The following is a 23185-nucleotide window of genomic DNA, read 5'->3' as shown; positions in this document are numbered from 1 at the left end:
AGAAGGGGCGGTGAGGGTTCAGTGGCTGTGATGGGCCCCGTGTTTGGTGGCCAGTCGGTTGACGGTGACAGCCCCGGGGTCATTGCCCGGGCCGAGTGGATGGCGGACACCGGGGGGGACGGGCGGAGAGAGAGACAGGGCGAGCTGGTCGTCAACCTGCTGGGCTTTGGTCGGCTCCAGCGGGAAGAGGCCCAGCATGGGGGCGGTGCGTGTCACGATTCTGGAAAATGTCGGAGCAGCAATCCAGCCAGCAGTCGTCCAGCCATGTGTTTCTGCCGTCCCTTGTGGGGCATCCAGCATGACATAAAGGGCATATTTGGGATCATTCATAGGGAACATGCCTGTAAAGGCCGTGATGTTGACATGTTTCAGATACCCCCCGTGGGCGCCGATCTTTTCTGCCGTCCCGGTCTTTCCACCAACGATGTAGCCGGGGCTTTCCGCTTTTTTCCCGATGCCCTTGGTAACGACGAGGCGCAGGATTCGGCGGAGCAGCTCTGAATTCTTGGTGGAGATCAGATGCGGCCCCTTCTGCTCTTCCGCCATGACGACATCATCATTGAGATGCTCACGGGCCAGCAGGGTGGGTGTGACAAGATACCCCCCGTTGCCGGTACAGGCGGTCCCGCGGACAATGGCCAGCGGCGATTCTGCCACGCCATGGCCAAAGCCGACCGTCATGACCGTGGTTTCGCCCCAATTCTTGAGGGACGGGACCAGCGGGCGTCCTGCCTCGGGCAGCTCAACGGGAACACGGTCCAGAAATCCCATGTTTTTCAGCCATTCATGCTGGCGATCCCGCCCGACATCCAGGGCGATATGGGCTGAGGCCGGGTTGGAGGAATAGGCCATGACAGAGGGCAGCGCCAGCCATGGGGCGAAGTGGTCCGTCTTGAGGTCGGAAATCTTGAAGCGGCCGACATGGATGGGAATGGTGGAGAACTGGTCCCAGGGGTGGGCCACGCCAAGCTCCAACGCCATGGCGGCTGTCTGAAGTTTGAAGGTGGACCCTGGTTCATACATGCCGGTAACGGCCCGGTTGAATCGGGCATCGTCTGCCGCATGGGCAAAATCGTTGGCGTCATAATCGGGGAGACTGACCATGGCCAGGATTTCCCCGGTATGGACGTCCATCAGGATGGCGGAAGCCCCTATGGCCCGGAAACGCAGCTTGGCGTCATTCAGCTCGTCCCGCACGGCAGCCTGCACGCGGGCATCGATGGAAAGACGGAGCGGTGCATGGTCTCCCAGAAGGCGCTGGTTGAAGAATTTTTCCACCCCGGCAATGCCATGATTGTCAATGTCAACGCTACCAAGGATCTGCGCTGCCACGTTCCCCAGAGGATAATGGCGCTGCTCGCCATTTTCGAAATAGATGCCGGGGATGCCAAGATTGTTGATGGCCAGCTCGTCTGTCGGGGCGATGTTGCGGGCGAGGTAGACGAACTGTTTTTTCTGTTTCAGGCGGCGGATGGTCTCTGCCATGTTGAGGTTGGGCAGGATCGTATGGAGGCTTCGGGCAACATCTTCAGGCTCGATGATTTCCATGGGATTGGCATAGACCTGCACGACAGGCAGCGACAGTGCCAGAGGCTGCCCATTCCGGTCCACGATGCTGGCCCGTCTGATGTTGGGCAGGACGAACCCATTGCCTGCCATGGCTTTGGGGTCCGGATGGGGGATGTCCGGTATGGTGCTGCCGACCTGGTTGGGCAGAGGGGCCATGGGGGCCAGAATGGTTGCAAACAGCGCCTTTACGGCCACGCCACCATAAAGGAACAGGAAACCCATGCCGAGATAGACCAGCCTGTTGCGGCTTTTTTCCAGCCAGCTCATGGGGTTTCGTCTGCGTTCGTCCCATCGGGCCCACAGACGTCTCAACAGGGACGGCTTTCCGGGTGGCCCGTCCTTATGGTCTGATCCAGGCTGGTTGGTCTTGCGGGACGGTCTGGAGGCCATGGGGCGCGGGCTCGGCATAGGAAAGGAAGGAACACAGGCGGAAGCCGCCAGAGGGTCAGTCTGTCAGAGGAACAGGGGGCGGAAGGGGGGCAGGCTCGTCTGCCGGGGCCGAGACTGTGTGGATTCCGCCCATGTGGCCGTGCTTGGCAGACTGGTGGACAGGGTGCCAGGCCGCATCCTCCGTGGGTTCGCTGCGGGAATGGTCGGGCACGGCATGGGCCTTCCTGCGGGTCTGGCCCGTCGCACTATCCGTCGGGGCATGGAGACGATGCCGGGGCATGGCGTCTCCATCCGACCCGCTCAGGAGTGCCAGGCTTCGCTCAAGCTGGCGGTCTGCTTCACCCGTGTCATCCTTGTGGATGCGAGGATGGGAGGGTCTGCGTTCTGCGTGGTCGGTACTGGCCACGACATCACGTACTGGCCGGGGCGTTGTGGCAGGCGCCGCCATGGCCTGATGTGCCGGGGCCGTGAGGGATGCCAGCTCTCTCTGGGCCTGTCCCCGGCCCGGGGCCATGGGGATGATGCGATGATCAATGGCGGGAAGACGCTTCCGCAGGTCTGCCAGCTGCACGAACTGCGTGGGGTCGACCTGGCTCATCTCCGGCAGAACCCGCTGCGCCAGGGCGCTGAGCCGGTCCGGCTGGTTCAGCAGGGCCCACTGGGTGCGCAGAATGGCTGTCTGCTGCTGGATGCGGCGGGTATCTTCAATGGTTTTCCTGATATCCTGGTTTAGTACGAGGGTTTCATGCTTCTTCGTGTAGAGGAAGAGGCCGGAACCAGCCGCCATGACGGCACAGAGCAGGGTGACAAAACGGATCATGCGGAAGCTCCATGAGCGGGAAGGCGTCGCAGGGCACGCAGGCGTGCGCTGCGGGAGCGGGGGTTGAGATTCAGTTCCTGATCGGACGGTGTACGGGGCCGTATATGCAGGAGTTCAAAAGACGGGGCTTCTGTCTGCTGCATGGCAAGAGGGGTATGACGGGATGGACCAGCCATGCGGCCAGCCAGCCGGGCGAGGGCCCGTTTCGTCATGCGGTCCTCCAGCGAATGGAAGGTCACGATGCAGAAGATGCCGCCCGGTGCGAGGAGGCCCGGTGCGGTTTCCAGCGTACGTTCCAGTTCGCCCAGCTCATCATTCACGGCAATGCGGATCGCCTGGAAACTGCGGGTAGCAGGGTCGAAATTGGGACGTTCTTTCGGGACGGCTTTGCGGATGATGTCGGCCAGCTGCCCCGTCGTCTGGATCGGGCCGCTCTGGCGGGCCTCGATGATGGCCCGGGCGACACGGCGGGAGCGGCGTTCTTCTCCATAATGGTAGAGGATGTCGGCGAGAGCCTGCTCTTTCTCACCATTGACGATATCCGCCGCACTCAGGCCATCGATGCTCATGCGCATGTCCAGCGGGCCATCATGACGGAAGGAAAATCCCCGCTCTTCCTGATCCAGCTGGAAGGAGGACACGCCGAGATCCAGCACGATCCCATTGAAGGGACCATGATGACCGGCCAGCTCTTTCATGGCGCTGAAGGTTCCCTGGTGGAGATGCAGCCGCCCCTCCGAGGCTGCCACGAGGGGCTGCCCGCGTTTTATGGCATCGGGGTCACGGTCAATCGCATGGACAGTGCAGGAGGCCGAGCGGAGCAGGGCCCGGCTGTAGCCACCCCCGCCGAAGGTGCCATCCAGATACACGCCTCCATCCTGCGGGGCCAGTGTGTCCAGCACTTCTGGCAGCATGACAGGGAAGTGTCCCTCCCGCTGCATGTCCTCAGCAATCTGATGGGCGTGGGTCACGGTGCGGTCTTCTCCCTGTTTTCGGAGCGTTTACGCTGGCCGAGTTCCCGTGTGCGGCTGCGAGCCTGCCTGCGGCGTTCTTCGGCAAGGCTGGGATTCCATATCTGGAAAACACGCCCCAGCCCCATGAAGCTGACATCATCTTCCAGTCCGGCATGGTCTTTCAGGGAGCGGGGGAGGCTGACACGGCCTTCCCTGTCGCAGTCCAGCGGGTAGGCATCGGCATAGAGGCTGGTCGCCAGGTCATCATGGTCGGCCGAGAAGGGGTCATACTCATCAAGAGCGCCGGAAAAAGCGAAAAAGGCAGAGGCGGACCAGCATTCCAGGCAGTCATGAAGGTGGGATGGCCTGATGATCATCAGGGCCTCTCCGGGGCGGGCCTGTTCCCGCAGGGCATTCCGGAATGGTGAGGGAATGGAAATGCGTCCTTTGGCATCAACACGGCTGGCATGGGTACCGAGAAACATGGTCATGGTCTGCAATGTCCCTCCTTCCCTGCCTGCCATGGTGGACACATGTCCGCACCTTCATAGTGGGATTTCATGGGGTATCATGGGATTTTATGGGACGTCAAAGTTTTATTATAAAAAATGGCACAGGGATGCGGTTTTATTGTGTAGATATGGGCAGGGGTGTCTTTTTGTTAATAAAGTAAATAATTGGTATATTCTTCATTGCCACCATGGAAGCGGGGCAGGTGGGCAGAATGGCTGGAAGAGGATGGCAGTGAAGAGGCTTGGCCCTGTACGTCAGCCTTGTGTGTCGGAGCGTCATGAAGGCTCTGGTTGCAGTATCCAGATGCCGTTTTCTGGGGGGCTTGCAGTAATGTAAGGGGCCAGATGGTCTGTAAGCCGGGTTCTGTCCTGCCTCATACATGGTGAGGCGGGGCGATCATTCCTCTGGGATGTGTTTTGCAACACACCTCACGCAACCAACCCGAATGACAGGGCAGGACCCCTCAGCCACGGATGTGGCCCGTCATTCCTATTCGGTCTTGCTCCCGGTGGGGTTTACCATGACCGCCGCTGTTGCCAGCCGCGCGGTGCGCTCTTACCGCACCGTTTCACCCTTGTCCGCATTTTCCCACCATGACGGGGAGAAAACCGGCGGACGGTACTGTTTCTGTGGCACTGTCCCTGGGGTCACCCCCGCCGGCCGTTAGCCGGCACCGTCTTCCTGTGGAGCCCGGACTTTCCTCCATGTCCCGCAGGGGACACAGCGATCGCCCGACCATCTGGCTGGGGGCGTTATGCCGCTTGCCGTGTGGCGGGTCAAGCGGCGGTGGCAGGGAGGGCCGTTCAGGGGGTGAGGGGATGATACATGTCAGGTGAACCGGCGTCGGTCATGATGCTCTGGCCAGCACGGTCTACCCGGACATGGAAGAGAAGCTCTGCTGATGGCGTGTCGCCGGGGCAGCCATTCCCATGCCGTCCCAGGACGTCGATCGTGGGGGTGTTCACACTGCCATCACCATTGACGACCATGACAAGGCAGCGCCGGGGCAGAGGGGTCAGCCCCTTGCGGGTGATGATGGTCCGCAGATGTTCGACAAGGGCGGTATTATCGAACCAGCTCAGCTTGCTGAAGGTGAACTGGTCATAGAGGTTGTCCAGCACACCAGTCCTGACGAACAGGAACATGAGCAGGAAGGTCGGGACCAGCACGACAAGCCGTCGGATGATGTGCTGCTTCAGGGAGCGGGGTGGCCTCGGGCGGCGGCGGCCGAGACGGGGAGGGGTGGTTGGTTCGGTCATGATGGGTCTGCCCCGTGGTCATGGTGGAGACTGCGATGCCTGAACAGGCAAAACCGCCCTGCCGGCAGGGGCAGGGCGGTCTGTGAAGCCGTATGCGGATAGGCCGGTCCTGATCCGGGGAGGATCAGTCTGCCATGTCCTCGTGCCAGGCATCGCCCGTCGTGGCGATGAAGCGGCGTGCTTCTTCCGGCCCGTAGGACCCGGCGGCGTAATGGGCCATCGGAACCTTGTTGGCGGCCCATGTTTTCAGTGTCGGTTCGACCCATGCCCATGCGGCTTCCACTTCATCACGACGGATGAAGAGGGCCGGATAGCCACGGACGGCATCCAGCATGAGGCGCTCGTAGGAATCCGGAATGAGGGAGCCATCGGCCGGAGCGAATTTGCCGGACATGGTGCCGTGCTGAAGCTCAAACCCGGCGGCAGAAGGGTTCTTGATGTTCAGGGCCAGCCCGAAACCTTCATCCGGCTGGAGGCGGATGACCAGGCGGTTGGTGGCGGCAGAGGTGCCAAACAGGGCGGAAGCAGACTTCCGGAACGTCACCACGACTTCGCTCACCTTTTTGGTCGAACGCTTGGCTGTGCGGATGTAGAAAGGAACATCTTTCCAGCGTGGTGTATCGACATAGGCCCGCATGACGGCGTAGGTCTCGGTGTGGCTGTCTTCGCCCAGCTCTTCCAGATAGCCCGGAACGGGTTTGCCGTTCATGTCCCCTTTGACGTACTGGGCACGGACCGTCTCGCTGGCCACCTTGTCCTCCGGGATGGGACGCAGGGCCTTCAGAACGTTCACCTTGGCATCACGGACAGTATCTGCCTCAAGGTCAGCCGGGGCTTCCATGGCGCAGAGGCTGAGGACCTGGAGCAGATGGTTCTGGATCATGTCCCGCAGGGCCCCGGATGTGTCGTAATAGGCAGCACGGCCTTCCACGCCCACGGTCTCGGCGGCGGTGATCTGGATGCTCTGGATGTGCTCGGCAGACCAGACGGCGCTGAAGAGCGGGTTGGCAAAGCGCAGGGCGATGATGTCCTGCACGGTTTCCTTGCCCAGATAATGGTCGATGCGGAAAATCTGCCCTTCTTCGAAGAAGCGGCTCACACCGTCATTGATGGCTCTGGCGGAGGCACTGTCTGTACCGATTGGTTTTTCCAGCACGACACGGGAGTGCGGGGTGATGAAACCGAAACGGTGGAGGTTTTCGCTGATGGCCTCGAAGAGCTGCGGGGCTGTGGAATAATAGAAGACACGGATGCGGTCGGCCGGTGACTGGTCCAGAACGGCCTTCAGCTCATCCCAGTTATGGTCGCTCTTCGTGCCGTCCAGCGTGACGTAATGAATTTTCTTGAGGAAACGCTCGATCAGCGCCTCATCCCTGTGCTGGGCGGGGAGGAAGGTTTCCAGAGCCTCACGGGCACGGGTGATGTAGTCCTCGCGGGACAGTGAGGAGCGGGCAGTCCCGATGATGCGGGCTTCTTCTGGAACATGTCCGATGCGGAGCTGGTTGTAGAGAGCTGGAAGCAGTTTGCGCATCGTCAGATCGCCCGTGGCGCCGAAGATGACGTAGTCAAACGGTGCGGTCTGCTGAGAGTGGGCCATGGTGAGGCGTACCTTTTCTGTCTGGAAACTCGGGTGAGGCATCAGTCTGCCTCCGGTCTTGTTTCTGACCTCCTTTTAGAGCCTGTCCGATGTCCCGTTCAAGCCATAACAGGATGGATGGAAGAGCGGCCGGGAGCGGGGGCGTGCTTCAGGTCATGCAGGCAGGGCGGCAGATGGCAGGATGCTGCGGAAGGACGTGACGGCAGGGGATTGGGCCTTATGTAATGGCATGTTCACATTTGCGTTTTTCCGTCTTTGTGGCTTTTCTGGCAGTGAATATGGGCTGTCTGTCATTCATATGGGCGGGAAGGGGAAGTGCCTTTCCGCTGGATGGTATTGACCACGGCCATGAGGGAGCGATAAGCCGCCCAGAAGAACCGGCATCCGGGCAGATTTGAGGAGTATGGTGTATGGATATGGGAAATGGTGATGAAGGTGCCGTGACAGGCGGCATTGCGGTTGATCGTCTGCGGTCCATTATTGACCGTGTCGAACGTCTGGAAGAAGAGCGCAAGGCACTTGGGTCTGACATCCGCGATGTGTTCACGGAGGCAAAATCGGCCGGGTTTGATGTCAAGGTCATCAAACAGCTGATCAAGCTGCGCAAGCAGGAGCCTGCCGAGGTGGAGGAGCAGGAGACCCTGCTGGACATCTACCGCCGTGCGCTGGGCATGTAAGCAGATCACGTCTCTGACGTATGGAGAAAAGAGAGCCTTTCCCTTCTGGTTCCTGGGGCCAGAGGGGGAAGGCTTTTTTTGCGTGTCTGATGGTCAGTCGGGGAGCGTCAGATGGGTTTTGCAGGCCTGCTGGAGGACGGTGATGAAGTGATGGATGAGCGGTGGCTGCTCCCCCGTCCGTATGCCGATGGCCAGCGTGGCATGAGGGGCGGGGCGGGCGATCCTGTGGAAGGTCACGCCGCCTGTATGGAGCTGGTGGAGCGACTGGGGAACGATGGAGACCCCCAGCCCGGCAGCCACAAGTGGGATGGTCCCGGCAATCTGGGGGGCCTGTTGCCCGAGGGATGGGGTAACACCGGCGTCCCGGTAGGCCGCCAGGATGGCATCGAAGAAGCCTGGCCCCAGCTCACGGGGGAAGATGATGAGTGGTTCCGCCGCCAGGCGGCTGAGATGTATTTCCGGCAGGCTGGTGAAGGGGTGGCCTTTGGGCAGGGCGATCAATGTCGGCTCATCCAGCAGGGGGATGACCTTCACGTTGGCCTGATCTGGCACGGGAGGGCGCAGGATCGTGATGTCCATGCGGTAGGAGAGCAGGGCTTCGCAGAGGGCGGGAGTATTGCTTTCTTCCAGGGACAGGGTCACGCCCGGTGCAATTGTGCTGAACTGCCGGATGGCAAAGGGGATGCTGGGCAGCAGCGGTACGGCTCCGGCCAGCCCGATGCGGAGGTGGCCTTTCTTGCCCTGGGCCAGCCCGTGGGCATCTTCAATGAACTGGCGGCGCAGGTCGAGGATCAGCCGTGCATGGGGCAGGAGGGTCAGCCCGGCTTCTGTCAGGCTTACCCCACGAGGCTGGCGGCGAAAGAGTGACACGCCCAGAGAGCTCTCCAGGCGACGTATCTGCTGGCTGAGTGGTGGCTGTTCCATGCCCAGTTTTTCAGCCGCTTTGGTGATGTTGCCGGTTTCGGCGATGGTGACGAAATAGCGGAAATGTCGGATATCCATGACCCATATATAAAATGTATGGAGACAATGGGAACTATATATTTGTCTGAATTCATCTCCTGCCTTACAGAAAGGACCATTCACAACACAGGGGGCAATATGACTCGACCTTCAGGTGTAAAGCCAAACCGTCTTTTCCAGACATCCACGATGGCAGCTCTGCTGGACGCTGTTTACGATGGTGAAATGACGTTGGGTGAGCTGGTCCAGCATGGTGATTTCGGCCTGGGGACGTTTGATGCCCTGGATGGCGAAATGATTGTGACGGAAGGTGAGGTCCGCCAGTTCCGCTCCGAGGGGATTGCCTCCGGTACGACAGCGGACATGAAAACGCCTTTCGCCTGTGTGACCTATTTCGAGCCGGAAAAGACGGTCACCATCGACCGGCCGATGGGTAAAGAGGAGTTCGAGGAGCTTGTCGACGGGCTGATCGACAATCCCAATCTTTTCGGGGCTGTCCGTTTTACGGGTGAGTTCGAGAAGGTCGATACCCGGACCGTTTTCTGCCAGCACAAGCCCTATCCGGGGATGCTGGAAGTGGTGGCCAAGCAGCCTACCTTCAGCATGGGAGAGATTAGCGGGGTGATGCTGGGTTTCCGTACGCCGCCCTACATGCAGGGGATCAATGTGGCAGGGTATCACCTCCATGTTCTCAGCGATGACCGCAAGCATGGCGGCCATGTGACGAACTATCGTGTGAAATCCGGCAAGCTGGAAGTTGCCCGCATGTCCGATCTGGAGATTTCTCTGCCGAAGACGGAAGAATTTGCCAAGGCAGACCTTCAGCCCGCTGGCCTGCATGAGGCCATCCGCACGGCAGAGGGTGGCTGAGGGGCCGGTCGCTCTCTTCGGTCACATTATGATTACACGGCCCGTCTGGTATTTTCAGGGCGGGCATGATCAGGAAAAAACATCATGACACAGAAAAAATCTCACAAGGCCGCACAGACAGCCGCCGATCTGATCGTCCGCAATCTTGAGGCTCATGGCGTTGACCACATTGTTGGTATTCCGGGTGCCAAGATCGACCGTCTTTTCGAGGCGCTGGAAGACTCTCCCATTCGTACGATCGTTGCCCGGCATGAGCAGAATGCCGTCTTCATGGCCGGAGGTATCGGCCGCATCACGGGGCGGGCTGGTGTGGCCATTGCCACATCAGGCCCGGGTGTGTCCAATCTGGCAACGGGTCTGGCCACGGCAACGTCCGAAGGTGACCCGGTACTGACGATCGGTGGAGCTGTCGGTCGTGCCGACCTGCTGAAGCTGACCCATCAGAGCATGGATACGGTCAGCATGCTGCGCCCGGTGACGAAGTACAGCGCCGAGATCGGTGCTCCAGCGGCCACGTCGGAGGTCATCGGCAATGCGTTCCGTGCGGCTGAGAGCCCCCGGCAGGGTGGCGTGTTCGTCAGCGTACCGATGGATGTCCTGAATTCCGAGATCACGGAAGATTATCCGGTGATGGGCAACCGTAATGCCGTCAAGGCCGGTCCTGCACCGGAAGACGTCATCAAGGAGGCTGCCGCTGCCCTGAAGAAGGCCAAGAAGCCGGTCGTCCTGCTGGGCATGAAGGCCAGCAAGCCGGAGAATGCCGAGGCCATCCGTGCTTTCGTCAAGCAGACGAACCTTCCGGTTGTTGGTACCTATCAGGCTGCTGGCGCTGTTTCCAAGGATCTGGTCTCCCGTTTCGGTGGCCGTGTCGGTCTCTTCCACAACCAGTATGGTGATTACCTGCTGGATGAGGCTGATCTGGTCGTGGCCATCGGTTACAACCCGATCGAATATGATCCGTGCCTGTGGAACAGGAAATCAGCCCGCCCGATCATCAATATCGATGTTGTTCCGGCCCAGCTGGACAATGCTTTCAATCCCGAGATCGAGCTGATCGGCTCCATCGCCCTGAGCGTGCAGCACCTGACCAGGGAGACAGGCGCCCTGACATCCGGCGCTGCGCTGGACAAGATTCTGGAGGTCTATCGTGCCTCCCAGAAATCTGCCTTTGCCAAGGCCAAGAGCACCCAGCAGGGGATGCTCCATCCGCTTGAGATCATCAAGGTGATGGAAGATTTCGTGGCGCAGGACATCACGATCTGTCTGGACATGGGGTCCTTCCACATCTGGCATGCCCGTTTCCTTGAGGTCTTCCGTGCCCGCCAGATGCTGATCAGCAATGGCCAGCAGACGATGGGCGTGGCTCTTCCATGGGCCATGTCTGCCAGCATCGTGAATCCGGCCCAGAAGGTCATCTCCGTCTCCGGTGACGGCAGCTTCATGATGTCCTCCATGGACCTTGAGACCGCCGTTCGCCTGAAGAGCAACCTGATCCACATCATCTGGGTGGACCAGCACTTCAACATGGTCCGTATTCAGGAAGAGAAGAAGTACGGGCGTGATGCTGCCGTGGCCTTTGGCCCGATCGACTTTGCTGCTTTTGCCCGTTCTTTTGGCGCCAAGGGCATCAACGTCAATAGTGTGGACAGCCTGAAGGCTGCCCTGCGTGAAGGAATGGAAACGCAGGGACCGGTGGTCATCGCCGTGCCGGTTGATTATGCCGACAACCCGGCCCTGATGAACCCTCTGCCGGAGCTGAGCAAATAAGATAGCTCGCACTTCTGCTGAAGCAGAAGGGTGGATGAGGAGAGGGGCGTCATGGACGCCCCTTTTTTCTGAGGGTTATCCAATTAATTGATAATAAGTATCATTTAAAAAATTGTATTTCTTCTATTTAAATGAGATTTTTTGCAGTAGAGATTGTCAGTCACGTTTTGTTTTATTGTTGAGTTGGTGATATTTTTTTATAATCACCCATTATGAAGATAGGTTTATTCATTCCCTGTTACATGGATGCCTTCTATCCCCAGACGGGTATTGCCACGCTGGAATTGCTGGAAAAGCTGGGGCAGGAAGTTGAGTATCCCATGGACCAGACCTGTTGTGGTCAGCCCATGGCGAATTCCGGGTGCAACCGTGATGCCAAAGAGACGGAAGCTCTCTTTATCCGCAATTTCTCGAAATATGATGTGATTGTCTCTCCCTCAGGGAGTTGCGTGCATCATATCCGGGACAATTTTGATGCCATTGAGCAGACGGATGAGGTCCGGCATGTGCGCAAGAACACATATGAGCTTGTCGAGTTCATTCATGATGTTCTGAAGGTGCGTGAATTCCCGTGGGCGGAGTTCCCTCACAAGGTCGGGCTGCATAACAGCTGCGCCACATTGCGGTCCCTGCGGACGGCCAGCATGTCCGAGCTGGGCGAGCCTTTTTTCTCCAAACCCAAGACCCTTCTTTCCGCCGTGAAGGGCATTTCCTTTGCTGCACCACGACGCCCGGATGAATGTTGTGGCTTTGGTGGCACCTATTCCGTGACGGAAGAGGCCGTCTCTGCCCGCATGGGGCTGGACAAGGTGACGGATCATCATGATGCCGGTGCGGAGTATATCGTCTCTGCCGACACGTCCTGCATGATGCACCAGCAGGGCTGCGCCGAGCGCAATGGCGTGCCCATCCGCTTCATCCATATTGCTGAAATTCTGAATGGAGCGAGGGCATGAGCAATAGACCGGTCCCTCACGCCAAACTGGCGGCGGAGTTTCTGGAGGATGAGCCGCATCGTCACTTTCATGATGAACGCTTGTGGGACATGCGCCAGAAGCGTGACGAGCAGATGCACATCATGCCGGAATGGCAGGAGCTGCGGGAGCAGGCATCCCGGCTGAAGGAACATACGCTGGCCCATCTGCCCCAGTATCTGGAGCAGTTTGAGGAGAATGCCCGCCGCAATGGCATCCATGTCCACTGGGCCAGGGATGGTGCGGAACATAATCGCATCGTGGAGAAGATTCTCAAGGATCACGGCCACTCATCCATCATCAAGAGCAAGTCGATGATTACCGATGAGTGCGAGATGCGGGAGTATCTGGAGCCAAAGGGCGTCAGCGTGACGGAGACGGACCTTGGCGAACGCATCCAGCAGCTGGACAACCAGCTGCCCAGCCATGTGGTCGTTCCGGCTGTCCAGAAGCTGACAACGGATGTGGCGAAGACCTTCGCCAAATATTACAATACCGACCCGAACATTGATGACCCGCACGCTCTGGCGGAGGCGCAGCGCAATGCGGCCCGTCCGGTCCTGCTGAGTGGCGATACGGGCATGACGGGGGGCAACTTCCTTGTGGCGGAGACGGGCAGCTTTGTCGTCTGCACCAATGAGGGGAATGCGGACCTCAGTGCCAATCTGCCCAACCTGCATATTGCCACGCTGGGGATTGAACGTCTGGTCCCCCGCATGGCGGACCTTGGCGTGTTCATCCGCCTTCTGTCCCGCAGTGCGCTCGGTTCACCGATCACCCAGTACACGACCCATTTCCGCAGGCCGAAGAAGGGCGGGGAGATGCATGTCATCCTCGTGGATAATGGCCGGTCCGAACGGCTGGGGATGGATGATTTCTGGACCTCTCTGAAGTGCATCCGCTGTGGGGCCTGCATGAATACCTGCCCGGTCTATCGCCGGTCTGGTGGGCAGTCTTACGGGTCCGTCTATTCCGGGCCGATCGGGGCGATCATTGACCCGACCTTCAACGCCAGAAAATTCAGCACGCTGCCCTTCGCCTCCACGATGAATGGAAGCTGTACCAATGTCTGTCCGGTCAAGATCGACATCCACGAGCAGCTCTATAAATGGCGGCGTGTTCTGGCAGAACGGCATGAAATTCCGTTCGTCAAACGGGAGATCATGAAGATGGCGGGGCGGCTGCTGGCCCAGCCGACCATGTACCGTCTGGCCATCAGCGGGACGGAGGTTGCCCTGAAGACCATGCCCCGTTTCGTGCTGTACAATTATCTGAATCCGTGGGGCAAACATCGGGAGCTGCCTCATCCGGTGAAGGAGACATTCCACAGCTGGTACAAGAAAAACCGTCTGAACAGGACCAAGGCACAGCATGAGGAGACACAGGCATGAGTGACGAGACGATGAGTGCCCGTGATGTCATCATGCAGCGTCTGAAGGAAAAAAAGTCTCCGCAGGAAGGGGCCTATCCGCTGCCGCCTGTCGTGACATTGGGGGATCAGGATGCCAGCCCGGAACGGTTCGAGGCCAGTCTGGCCTTGATGGGCGGCAAGATGCTCTCCTTGCAGGATGGGGAAGGGGTCGAGCAGGTCATCAGGCGTGCGTTCCCGGAGATGCGCAATCTCTGCACCGCCGTACCGGAGGTGGAAGGGACGCTGCGGATTGAAGACCTGGAAACGCACGAACAGGCCGATACGGTGGATGTGATGGTCGTGCGGGCTGCTTTTGGCGTGGCGGAAACGGGTGGCGTCTTCCTGAGTGAGGTGGAGCTGAAAGACCATCTGGCCGATGTCCACCTGGCGCAGCATCTGATCGTCCTGCTCTCGAAGGATGAGCTGGTGGGCAACATGCACAATGCCTATCAGCAACGTTCCGAGTTTCGGACGGCAGGGTATGGAGTGTTGATGAGTGGCCCTTCCGCCACGGCGGACATTCAGGGCGTCCTGATCCGTGGGGCGCAGGGTGTGAGGAGCCTGTCTGTCATCTGGGCCTGACGGCTTCCGGGAACAGGATACAGAAAAGGCCGTGCGATACTATGTCGCACGGCCCTTTTTTTTCTGGATCAGAGACCTTCGTTGCGGGAGGCCGTCACGCGGTCCTGGAGATGGCGTAGCAGTTCTGGCAGGCCGTCCCGGCTGACGCCGGAAAGCAGATGAACCTCGGTACCGGAGGCGGCCTCCAGGGCGGCCTTTCGCTCCTCGATTTCTTCCGGCAGCAGGGCGTCACATTTGTTCAGGACGAGAATCTCCGGCTTGGCTGCCAGCCCCTCATCATAGGCCTTCAGTTCCTTGCGGATCAGCTTCCAGTTCTGGACGCAGTTTTCATCTGTCCCATCAACCAGATGGATCAGAACGGCACAGCGTTCCACATGGCCGAGGAAGCGGTCACCCAGACCCGTTCCTTCGCTGGCACCTTCAATGAGGCCGGGAATGTCGGCAATGACGAATTCTTCCATGGCATTGAGGCGCACGACACCAAGCTGTGGATGCAGGGTCGTGAAGGGATAATCCGCAATCTTGGGGCGGGCACGGGAGGCCACCGAGAGCAGGGTGGACTTGCCCGCATTGGGCAGGCCGACAAGCCCGACATCGGCAATCAGCTTCAGCCGGAGCCAGACCCAGCGTTCCTCCCCGGGGAAGCCCTTGTCGGCCCGGCGTGGGGCACGGTTGGTGCTGCTCTTGTAATGGGCGTTGCCCAGGCCACCATCGCCACCCTGACAGAGCAGGACGGTCTTGTTTTCCTCATCAAGGTCCGCCAGCAGGGTCTCACGGTCTTCATCGAAGATCTGCGTGCCGATGGGAACATCAATGATGACATCATCCGCTCCCGCCCCGGTCCTGTTGGAGCCAGCCCCGTTACCACCCTTGCGGGCACGGAAGTGCTGCGTATAGCGGAAGTCGATCAGCGTGTTGAGGCTCGGCACGGCACGGAAATAGATGTGGCCACCCCGGCCACCGTCACCGCCATCCGGCCCACCGAATTCGATGTATTTTTCCCGGCGGAAGGCGACAACGCCATCTCCTCCATCACCGGAGCGGACATAGATTTTGGCTTGGTCAAGAAACTTCATGGGAAGGCCGCCACAGCAAGGGGGAGGGGAAAGGGACAGGAAGAAAAAAGGTCGGCACCACTGATGGAGCCGACCCTTCTTCATGCTCTGTGCCCGTCAGGGCAGGCAGAGTGCGTTATTCGGCAGCTTCTGCCAGGGCAACGGAAACGTGTACCTTGCCACCAGCACGACGCTGGAAGCGCACGCGGCCATCAACCAGTGAGAAGAGGGTGTGGTCACGCCCCATGCCAACGTTCTCACCCGGGTGCACCTTGGTGCCACGCTGACGGATGATGATGTTGCCGGCGATGACGCTCTGGCCACCGAACTTCTTCACACCAAGACGGCGGCCCGCACTGTCGCGTCCGTTACGGCTGGAACCACCTGCTTTTTTTTGTGCCATGACTGTGTCTCCTTAGGAACGGGCGAAATTACGCAGCGTTGATTGCGGTAATGCGCAGAACGGTGACCGGCTGACGATGGCCGTTCTTGCGACGGCTGTTCTGACGGCGGCGTTTCTTGAAGATGATGACGGTCGGCAGACGGTCCTGTGCGACGACCTCGGCGGTCACGCTGGCACCCTCGACCAGAGGGGCACCGATCTTCGTGCCAGCCTCACCACCGACCATCAGAACGTCGGAGAAGGTGACTGTGCTGCCAGCCTCAGCATCCAGCTTCTCAACCTTCAGGATGGCGTCCTTGGCGACGCGGTACTGTTTCCCGCCCGTGCGGATGACTGCAAACATGCAAAACTCTCTTTATGTTACCGAAGCCTCTGGCCGTATTCCTTCCTTTCTGCGAAAGGAGGATGGCCTGCTCGCTTTTTGTCATTGGTTCAGACGGTGCCCCGCCAGCAGCGGAAAACCGTAGGAACAGAGGGGTTCTGTACTGCTTTTCTCCTGTACCGTCAATAAAAAAGCAGGATTTGTGGCGGGAAGGCGGGATGGAAGAGGGCTGCCTCTTGCCAATCCTGTAAAATCCCGCCATAACACCGGCCATCAGCTGGTGATGGTGGGCGCTGCCCCTGTTCCATTCCAGTTCCCCGGAGAGGTGCCAGAGTGGTCGATTGGGGCGGTCTCGAAAACCGTTGAGCGTGCAAGCGTTCCGAGGGTTCGAATCCCTCTCTCTCCGCCAATCACCCTTACAATACAGTTTTAATTAATATCACAAATGGCGGATTTCTGCGGATATCCTCTCATTTCGTGTTGCATCCCAACTCATCAAATTGCACTGTATCCCACTGCTCGCGTGGTATGGAGTGTGGGAATAGATGGGCCGGTTATCAGCGACCTCTGTAAAAGCCACCAAAGAGCCTGGACGCTATGGTGATGGTGATGGCCTCTATCTCGTTGTGACTCCCTCGGGGAGTAAATCCTGGGTTTGTCGCGTCCAAAAGAACGGCAAGAGGCGAGATATCGGCTTAGGCAGCGTCAAGAAGGTACCCCTGGCCCTCGCAAGAGAGCGTGCCGTTAAGACACGAATGCAGGTCGAGGTCGGAATTGACCCCGTCTCAGAGCGCCGCAAAGAGGCCGGTGTTCCCACATTTCGAGAAGCCGTCTCTCTGGTCTTCACCGAGAACAAGGCGAGCTGGAAAAACCAGAAGCACCGCGCTCAGTGGTTGTCCACGCTTGAGCGCTATGCCTTTCCTGTGATTGGTGACCTCTCCATTTCGGAGCTCGACGGGCATCATGCGCGCGATGTTGTTGCCCCTATCTGGCTGGAGAAACCAGAAACAGCGCGCCGGGTCCGTCAACGCATTGGCAGCGTCGTGGATTGGGCTATTGGAAAAGGCTACCGAACTCTTCCATTGCCGCTCGCAGCGATGGATAAATCTCTTCCCAAAATTAAATCCAAGCCCGTTCATCATGCTGCACTTCCCTATGCGGAGGTGCCGCAATTTCTGTCTTATCTCCAAGACGGTGACTCGATCGGCCGATTAGCCCTGTCGGTCTTGATCCTCACGGCGACACGCTCTGGCGAGGTCCGGGGCGCAACATGGGATGAAATTGACTTCGAGAATGCGCTCTGGACGATTCCGGCTGAGCGTATGAAGGCAGGCCGGGAGCATGTCATTCCTCTCTCTCCACCAGCACTCGCGCTATTGCGGAAAGCTGCGGCCTATAGAGAGGCGCGGAGCCCTCTGGTCTTTCCAGGACAGCGAGGAGCGAAGCCGCTGTCGGACATGACGCTGACTAAAATCTGTCGAGACGCCAAAATCGAAGCCGTCCCACATGGTTTCCGATCGTCTTTCCGCGACTGGGTCGCGGAAGAAACCACCTTTGATGGTGATATCGCTGAAATGGCCCTGGCCCATGCGATCGGAAATAAAGTTGAGGCCGCTTATCGCCGAGGAAACTTGCTCGATAAACGACGCGTGATGATGGAGGCTTGGGCCCAGTTTTGCTCGCAATCGAAATCATAAATCATTTAGGTTGATCTGGTTTTCAACTGAAATGCGCGGAATGGGCCATGATCACACCGTGGGAGAATGCCTTCACCGTTGGGGGATATTTTATAAACCCTGATCGTCCATCGGACGGAAAAAGGCGAATATTAAACTATTCGAAGTCATCTATCGTTCAGATGGCTTATATTTTCTTCGCTCGATATCTAGTTTCAATTTTCTCAGCGATATTTCTTTTAGCATCTACGCTAGCATTTGTTCTCAATGAGATATTTCATAGAACCTCTCATCAAAATATATTGTTTATTTTTATAATTTCAGCTTGTGCGTTCTTTCTTTCAATCTACGCGTGCGACCGAATTCATTTTACTCGCTTTCGCGTTCCGTTGCTCACCCTACCGGATGAAAGCTCTTTTCCCGAGTTGCGCCCCTTAATCGCAGCATTGCGATCGGGTGAATGGGAAGCAAAAACGTCGCAGGGTATCATTCCAAACTATGTTTTTCAGAACCGCTGGTGGATTTTGTTGTTCTCTGGTGCAGACTTTAATGAGCGTCGCCGCTGGATTAATTGTTACTGGCGGACGGCGTATCATGGCGATGTTTGGGTCCGACGCGTTTCGGGCTCTTTACCTTGGCCGACAGATAAGCTTGAGCAGCCTTGTGACGTGAAAAACCAGAACAACACATCGAAGACATTGGTCGAAAAAGCTGTGTGCCACAAAAAGGCTGTGGCTATCATAACAAAGCGAACCGGGCGTTGGTTTGCAGAGGTTCCAAAAGATCAGCAAGATGCCTTCATTGCAGCCTATATTGGGGAAACCCGTAAAACAGGCGATGCGGCTGAGCAGCTAAAAATTGTCCTCAGAACCGTCATGAATCTTCCAGATGCAAGGGCAAAAGACACCCTGGACGAATTGGCTGAGTATGTTCTCGCTGTACTCGAGAGTTCGAAGCAGAAAGGGACGATCGAAACGATTTGGACGACAGATAGTCGAGATCCAAAGCCTGTAGAAACGATCAAAAAGATCCTTGGGAATGGAAAATACCATTCTTACGACAAGATACGCGATCGTGCGCTTGCGACGATCCGCAATGGCTTTGTGCATAAGAATATATAAATTCCAATGCCTTACGTTTTACGCCGTATGGTTTCTGTCTTTTTTGGGTAAAAGCTCACGCATGGTGAGTCGCACGATTTAGGTTTGATCCGTTCCCCATCATTTGGAACGGATCATGATGACACAACACACGAACCTAAACCTTCTTCTCACGATTGATGATGTGCTGCGTATGACAGGCTATCGTAGCCGATCGAGCATTTATCGTCTGATGAAGCGCTCCCAAATCCCGCTGCCGATCATGGTCGGCGGAGGCCGCGTCCGATGGCGCTCCGGCGATATCGAGCACTGGCTCAAGAGCCTCCCAACCCAATCCTATCGTTAACGGCCTGAGGTAGCGCTCGCGTCGTTAAGCGCCGCGCCGCCTCAGGCCTCCCGAACATTCTCACCCTTCCACGAATTTGCGTCCTCAAACGTGAAAAGGATCTCGCATGCCCGTGTTCCTGAGTGCTTTTGCACGCCTTCAGTCCTGGCTATCGCCCGCCTCTGATCAGACCCTCTCGGTCAAAGCGCCTGCCCGTATTCTTCGGGGGGTTGGCCCCATCATTGAGAAGCTCATCACTGATGACAAAATCGGTGAGAGCTACCGTTGCGCCACGTCGCACTGGTTTCGCTATGACGTACCCCCTCTGGCCTATTATCACGGCACCACATCGACCTGCGTCATCTCTGGCCCGTTGCTGGAGCAAGGCAAAGCCTACCGCCCAACAGGCGCGATCATTGAGACACCTGGCTTCGATGTTCGCCTCCCGCCAGAAGACGCCCACGACCTGGACCAACAGATCCAGCAGGCCATCGAAAGCACGATCGTCGATTGGGTCGCAGAGTACCAAGAGCGAGAGCCTACCCCTGAGCCTCGCCATCCACCGGGTCCAACAGTCGATCTCGACGCGCTTCTTGACGACACGGCGTCAGTGTTTCATCCAGACTCATTAGAGACACGGCCTACACCCGCTAAAACACAGAAACGGCGCCGTTCGACCTCCTCATCCAAAGGAGGTCAGCGTGTCTAAACGACAACCTGTCTCTCTCCCGTTCGACCGACCCGAGACTTTGTCTCGGGCCACAGAAAGAAGAACACACCCCACGCACTGGCCTGCGGCTTGGGGCTGCGCTTTTCAGCGCGTGCGATCCGCCTACACATCCGGCGGTTCTGTTCGACACCTTGGAACGCCTAGATTTTCCGAGAGTGCGGATGGCCTACACGGGCAGGTGCAGCCATGAGCACGGTCCAGCACACCTTGCGCCTGCCGAGAGCACTTGATCAGGCTCTACGCAAGCACGCGGCGGCGCGCGAGCTGACCCCTTATGCGCTCCTACAGCTCTGCGTGCGTAGCGGACTCGCGAGCGTGATCGACGAACGCGGGCAGCCCCCGCTCCTCAACGAGATCGCGCGAGAGCTTGGAGCCCTCAGCGCCCGCGTTGTCCATATCGAGCGCCTCACAGAACGCACGCTCTATGTGGCCTGTGCAGCCTATGTCTATGCCCGCGCGGCAACTCCGGCCCGTGTCGATGACACCCAACTCAGTGATGACATCACGGCCGCTTTTCAGCGCCAGCTTTCTCATGCCGGAGACGCCTCATGAGCAATGATCTTGACCAACGCGCGCATGCCCAAGCTTTGCGCGCCCTTCGACGCGCCGAGAGCGGTGCCCGTGCCCGTCAGGGGTTCCTCATCATCTTGTTTGTAGCGCTTGTAAGCGGACTCTTAGTCGGGATCGCCACGACACCACGCGAGACGCTGCGCCTGGCAGGCCCTTTTCTCTACGCAGAGGCGCAACGCCCCGTCATGGCGATGACGGGCAAAGACGTGCCCATGCACGTGAGTATTGAAGGCAAAACCTACGACACCGGCGCGCAAGAGGTCCTGAACGAGCCTTGGCTCCGGCGGCGCATGGTTGGCCTGATGGAGCGCGTCGCAATCGGCCTGATCCTGGGTTGCGGTGCCGCAATTGCGGGTCTTTGGCTCACCAAAGACAAACGACAGCGCAAAGCCGCTGCTGAGCTGGCAGACCGCTATATCAGCGGAACGCAACTGGTCTCAGCCCAGACGCTCGCCCAGGCCACGGCCAACCCCGACGACCCTGCACCACTCTTCATCGGATCAGTGCCGATCCCGCGCGGTTTTGAAACCCGCCATTTTGAGCTGGATGGCTCGACGGGGTCCGGCAAAACCACAGCCATGCGCCAGATGCTTGATGGCATTGAAGCCCGTGGCGAGCCTGCGATTGTCTATGACATCTCCGGCAGTTTCGTCGCTCAGTATTATAACCCCGTGCGGGGCGACATCATTCTCAGCCCCTTTGACGCACGTGGGGTCTATTGGAATCTCTTCGACGAGATTCAGCATCCGGCGGATGCAGCGCGGCTGGCACGTTACCTGATCAACGAAACCGGAGACCGGGATCGGGATGTCTGGTTGGAGACGGCGCGCATCCTGGTCGCCAATATCTTGCGCCAGCTTTGGGAGGAACAACGGGGAACACCGACCGCACTGATTGAAGCGCTCCAATATATGACGAGCGAGGAACTGGGCCGATGGCTGGCCCATACCTCCTCAGCGCGCACTTTTGCCCAGGATGCAGAACGCGCCACAGCCAGCGTGCTCTTCATGCTCGCCAAGGCGGTCAATCTGCTGATGTTCCTGCGGGCTGAGCCGGAACCGGGTACGACAAGCTTCTCCTTTGCAGCGTTCTTCGGTGGCCTGGACAAGCACAAAGGCAGAACACGCGCCCCTTGGGTCTTTGTGCCGCGCAAGGAGGACTATTTTGAAGCGGTCAAACCGCTCATGGCGCTTTGGCTCGAATGCGCGGCCTCGGCGACTTTGGCGCTGCCACCTTCGAACACGCGGCGCTTGTGGTTTGTGCTCGATGAGTTCCCGGATCTTCCCCGCGTTGACAATATGACGCGTCTCTTGCCTCAAGGCCGACAGTTCGGGGCTGCGGTCATTCTGACCTTTCAGACCATCGGCCAGATGCGCAGCCGCTACGGCGAGCAAGATGCCCAGGCCATTTTGGGCAACTGCAATACGAAGCTGTTTCTTCAGCTTTCAGATACAGAAAGCCGAGAGCGCGCCTCTGCCACGATCGGCAAGGTCGAGGTTGAGATCCAAACCGTCTCGGGCGTGATGGATACCAAGACCCGCAAACCCCAGATCACCGTGAGTTCTCGGCGGGAAGTCCGGCCTGCTGTGATGGAGAGCCAGTTCCGCCTCCCTCCAGGACGCGGTTATCTGCTCTTCCCGAATGGTTTTCCGGTGGCGCAGATCACGCTCAGCACAGACCACATTGCGGCCCGTGGCGCTCCAAAAGCCGCAGCTTTTGAGGCAATCGACCCAGCCAAAACATTCTGGGGCAAAAAAGACAGACAGAATGCTGTGCGTGATGACGCCGCCCGTGAGAAAACGCCATCCAAGACGACGCAAAAACCGACATCAGCCATTCCACCCAAGCCCACGCGTGATCGGGGGCCTGTCTGATGGTGGCGACCGTCTCCGGACTGACCAATGCGGCACAAGCCAGCGCCTATTACGAGGCCGATGACTATTATTCTGAGGATGGCACTGCGCCGTCTATCTGGCTGGGAAAAGGTGCGGCTGAGCTGGGCCTCTCTGGAGAAGTCGATCAGGAGGCGTTTACACGCCTCCTTCATGGACAGATCACAAAAGATCAGCGTCTGGGCACCCAGCGCGATGGAGAATGGAGCCATCGCCCTGGGTGGGATCTCACGTTGAGTGCGCCAAAGTCCGTATCGGTCATGGCGGAAGTTGCGGGCGATCGTCGTCTCATCGAAGCCCATGAGGCAGCGGTCCAGCGCACCCTTGCCCTTGCCGAGCAGCATTTGGCGGCAACCCGCATCCGGGAGGATGGAGAAGTCCGCCGTGAGGTCACGCAGAATCTTGTGATTGCAAGTTTCCGGCACGGGACGAGCCGCGCGCTCGATCCGCAGCTCCACAGTCACAACGTCATTTTGAACATGACGCAGGGCCAAGACGGTCAATGGCGGAGCTTGGAACCACGGGCCCTTTATCAACTCCAAAAGCAGCTTGGCGCGCTTTATCGCCAGGAATTGGCGCATGAGGTGACAGAGCTGGGCTACGGGATCACCAAAGGCAAAGATTCAAGCTTTGAGATTGCCGGTCTCTCTTCTGAGAGCTTGGAGGCATTTAGCCAAAGAGCGCAGGCGATCGAGGCGCAACTGGCGGAACGTGGAAAGTCCCGTGCTCAGGCCAGTGCAGCCGAAAAACAGACGATCGCGCTGGAT

The 23185-nt window shown here is 58.5% G+C and carries 23 protein-coding genes, 1 tRNA gene and 1 other RNA gene; 14 read left to right on the top strand and 11 right to left on the bottom strand.

The window, feature by feature from the left end; translation table 11 throughout:
- Positions 1 to 18: 18 nt before the first annotated feature.
- The 7 genes from ASO19_RS00125 to zwf form a co-directional block, all read right to left on the bottom strand.
- Positions 19 to 1959, bottom strand: a complete 1941-nt coding sequence (locus ASO19_RS00125; RefSeq protein WP_081847748.1) for a peptidoglycan D,D-transpeptidase FtsI family protein — start codon at positions 1957 to 1959, stop codon at positions 19 to 21.
- 55 nt (positions 1960 to 2014) lie between these two features.
- Positions 2015 to 2779, bottom strand: a complete 765-nt coding sequence (gene ftsL / locus ASO19_RS00120; RefSeq protein ID WP_103765145.1) for a cell division protein FtsL — start codon at positions 2777 to 2779, stop codon at positions 2015 to 2017.
- Positions 2776 to 3720 (bottom strand): 16S rRNA (cytosine(1402)-N(4))-methyltransferase RsmH, encoded by a 945-nt coding sequence (gene rsmH, locus ASO19_RS00115; protein ID WP_103765171.1) that lies wholly within the window; start codon positions 3718 to 3720, stop codon positions 2776 to 2778. Before rsmH ends, ftsL begins: the two co-directional genes overlap by 4 nt.
- Positions 3721 to 3746: 26 nt before the next feature.
- On the bottom strand, positions 3747 to 4223 hold the full coding sequence (gene mraZ, locus ASO19_RS00110) for a division/cell wall cluster transcriptional repressor MraZ (protein WP_043561075.1): 477 nt from the start codon (positions 4221 to 4223) through the stop codon (positions 3747 to 3749).
- A gap of 358 nt (positions 4224 to 4581) precedes the next feature.
- Positions 4582 to 4988: RNase P RNA component class A (gene rnpB / locus ASO19_RS00105), an RNA gene on the bottom strand.
- A gap of 60 nt (positions 4989 to 5048) precedes the next feature.
- The gene (locus tag ASO19_RS00100; RefSeq protein ID WP_043559850.1) at positions 5049 to 5504 is read right to left on the bottom strand and encodes a hypothetical protein; all 456 of its coding nucleotides are present in this window, start codon (positions 5502 to 5504) and stop codon (positions 5049 to 5051) included.
- Between the two features lie 124 nt (positions 5505 to 5628).
- Positions 5629 to 7101, bottom strand: a complete 1473-nt coding sequence (zwf, locus tag ASO19_RS00095; RefSeq protein WP_043561077.1) for a glucose-6-phosphate dehydrogenase — start codon at positions 7099 to 7101, stop codon at positions 5629 to 5631.
- A 410-nt stretch (positions 7102 to 7511) separates the two neighbouring features.
- Between zwf and ASO19_RS00090 the strand changes: the two genes are divergently transcribed.
- Entirely contained in the window at positions 7512 to 7778 is a 267-nt protein-coding gene (locus tag ASO19_RS00090; RefSeq protein WP_043559853.1) for a DUF2312 domain-containing protein, read from the top strand.
- 93 nt (positions 7779 to 7871) lie between these two features.
- Here ASO19_RS00090 and ASO19_RS00085 read toward each other — a convergent pair whose 3' ends face one another.
- Positions 7872 to 8780 carry a LysR family transcriptional regulator gene (locus ASO19_RS00085; RefSeq protein ID WP_043559855.1) on the bottom strand — a complete coding sequence of 303 codons (909 nt, stop codon included), beginning with the start codon at positions 8778 to 8780 and terminating at the stop codon, positions 7872 to 7874.
- A 99-nt stretch (positions 8781 to 8879) separates the two neighbouring features.
- On the opposite strand from ASO19_RS00085, the gene budA reads away from it, so the two are divergent.
- From budA to ASO19_RS00060, 5 genes are all read left to right on the top strand, one after another.
- Entirely contained in the window at positions 8880 to 9611 is a 732-nt protein-coding gene (gene budA, locus ASO19_RS00080; protein ID WP_043559857.1) for an acetolactate decarboxylase, read from the top strand.
- An 84-nt stretch (positions 9612 to 9695) separates the two neighbouring features.
- Positions 9696 to 11378: an acetolactate synthase AlsS gene (alsS, locus tag ASO19_RS00075; protein WP_043559859.1), complete on the top strand. Its 1683-nt coding sequence runs from the start codon at positions 9696 to 9698 to the stop codon at positions 11376 to 11378.
- Between the two features lie 212 nt (positions 11379 to 11590).
- Positions 11591 to 12334 (top strand): (Fe-S)-binding protein, encoded by a 744-nt coding sequence (locus ASO19_RS00070; RefSeq protein WP_043559860.1) that lies wholly within the window; start codon positions 11591 to 11593, stop codon positions 12332 to 12334.
- Positions 12331 to 13743, top strand: a complete 1413-nt coding sequence (locus tag ASO19_RS00065) for a lactate utilization protein B (protein ID WP_103765144.1) — start codon at positions 12331 to 12333, stop codon at positions 13741 to 13743. The genes ASO19_RS00070 and ASO19_RS00065 overlap by 4 nt, the downstream gene beginning before the upstream one ends.
- An 11-nt stretch (positions 13744 to 13754) precedes the next feature.
- Positions 13755 to 14345 (top strand): LutC/YkgG family protein, encoded by a 591-nt coding sequence (locus tag ASO19_RS00060; RefSeq protein WP_103765170.1) that lies wholly within the window; start codon positions 13755 to 13757, stop codon positions 14343 to 14345.
- 68 nt (positions 14346 to 14413) lie between these two features.
- Here ASO19_RS00060 and obgE read toward each other — a convergent pair whose 3' ends face one another.
- The 3 genes from obgE to rplU all read right to left on the bottom strand — a co-directional run bounded on the left by obgE (position 14414) and on the right by rplU (position 16146).
- On the bottom strand, positions 14414 to 15421 hold the full coding sequence (obgE, locus tag ASO19_RS00055; protein ID WP_103765143.1) for a GTPase ObgE: 1008 nt from the start codon (positions 15419 to 15421) through the stop codon (positions 14414 to 14416).
- 115 nt (positions 15422 to 15536) lie between these two features.
- Positions 15537 to 15803, bottom strand: a complete 267-nt coding sequence (rpmA, locus tag ASO19_RS00050) for a 50S ribosomal protein L27 (protein ID WP_043559867.1) — start codon at positions 15801 to 15803, stop codon at positions 15537 to 15539.
- A 28-nt stretch (positions 15804 to 15831) separates the two neighbouring features.
- Entirely contained in the window at positions 15832 to 16146 is a 315-nt protein-coding gene (rplU, locus tag ASO19_RS00045; protein ID WP_043559869.1) for a 50S ribosomal protein L21, read from the bottom strand.
- Between the two features lie 298 nt (positions 16147 to 16444).
- Between rplU and ASO19_RS00040 the strand changes: the two genes are divergently transcribed.
- From ASO19_RS00040 to mobF, 8 genes are all read left to right on the top strand, one after another.
- Positions 16445 to 16534: transfer RNA gene (locus ASO19_RS00040), tRNA-Ser, on the top strand.
- A 136-nt stretch (positions 16535 to 16670) separates the two neighbouring features.
- Entirely contained in the window at positions 16671 to 17822 is a 1152-nt protein-coding gene (locus tag ASO19_RS00035) for a tyrosine-type recombinase/integrase (protein ID WP_103765142.1), read from the top strand.
- Between the two features lie 47 nt (positions 17823 to 17869).
- Positions 17870 to 18922 carry a hypothetical protein gene (locus ASO19_RS09015; RefSeq protein ID WP_146046891.1) on the top strand — a complete coding sequence of 351 codons (1053 nt, stop codon included), beginning with the start codon at positions 17870 to 17872 and terminating at the stop codon, positions 18920 to 18922.
- Positions 18923 to 19037: 115 nt separating this feature from the next.
- Positions 19038 to 19247 carry a helix-turn-helix transcriptional regulator gene (locus ASO19_RS00025; protein WP_308455498.1) on the top strand — a complete coding sequence of 70 codons (210 nt, stop codon included), beginning with the start codon at positions 19038 to 19040 and terminating at the stop codon, positions 19245 to 19247.
- Positions 19248 to 19353: 106 nt separating this feature from the next.
- The gene (locus ASO19_RS09010) at positions 19354 to 19935 is read left to right on the top strand and encodes a hypothetical protein (protein ID WP_146046890.1); all 582 of its coding nucleotides are present in this window, start codon (positions 19354 to 19356) and stop codon (positions 19933 to 19935) included.
- Between the two features lie 336 nt (positions 19936 to 20271).
- Positions 20272 to 20508, top strand: a complete 237-nt coding sequence (locus ASO19_RS00015; RefSeq protein ID WP_258036083.1) for a hypothetical protein — start codon at positions 20272 to 20274, stop codon at positions 20506 to 20508.
- Positions 20505 to 22400, top strand: a complete 1896-nt coding sequence (locus ASO19_RS00010) for a type IV secretion system DNA-binding domain-containing protein (protein WP_258036084.1) — start codon at positions 20505 to 20507, stop codon at positions 22398 to 22400. The genes ASO19_RS00015 and ASO19_RS00010 overlap by 4 nt, the downstream gene beginning before the upstream one ends.
- On the top strand, positions 22400 to 23185 hold a 786-nt coding region (gene mobF / locus ASO19_RS00005; RefSeq protein ID WP_146046889.1), incomplete at its 3' end, for a MobF family relaxase. The genes ASO19_RS00010 and mobF, both read left to right, overlap by 1 nt.

The sequence above is a fragment of the Parasaccharibacter apium genome (assembly GCF_002917995.1).
Classification (GTDB): domain Bacteria; phylum Pseudomonadota; class Alphaproteobacteria; order Acetobacterales; family Acetobacteraceae; genus Bombella; species Bombella apis.
This window is presented reverse-complemented; position numbering and strand designations above follow the sequence as displayed.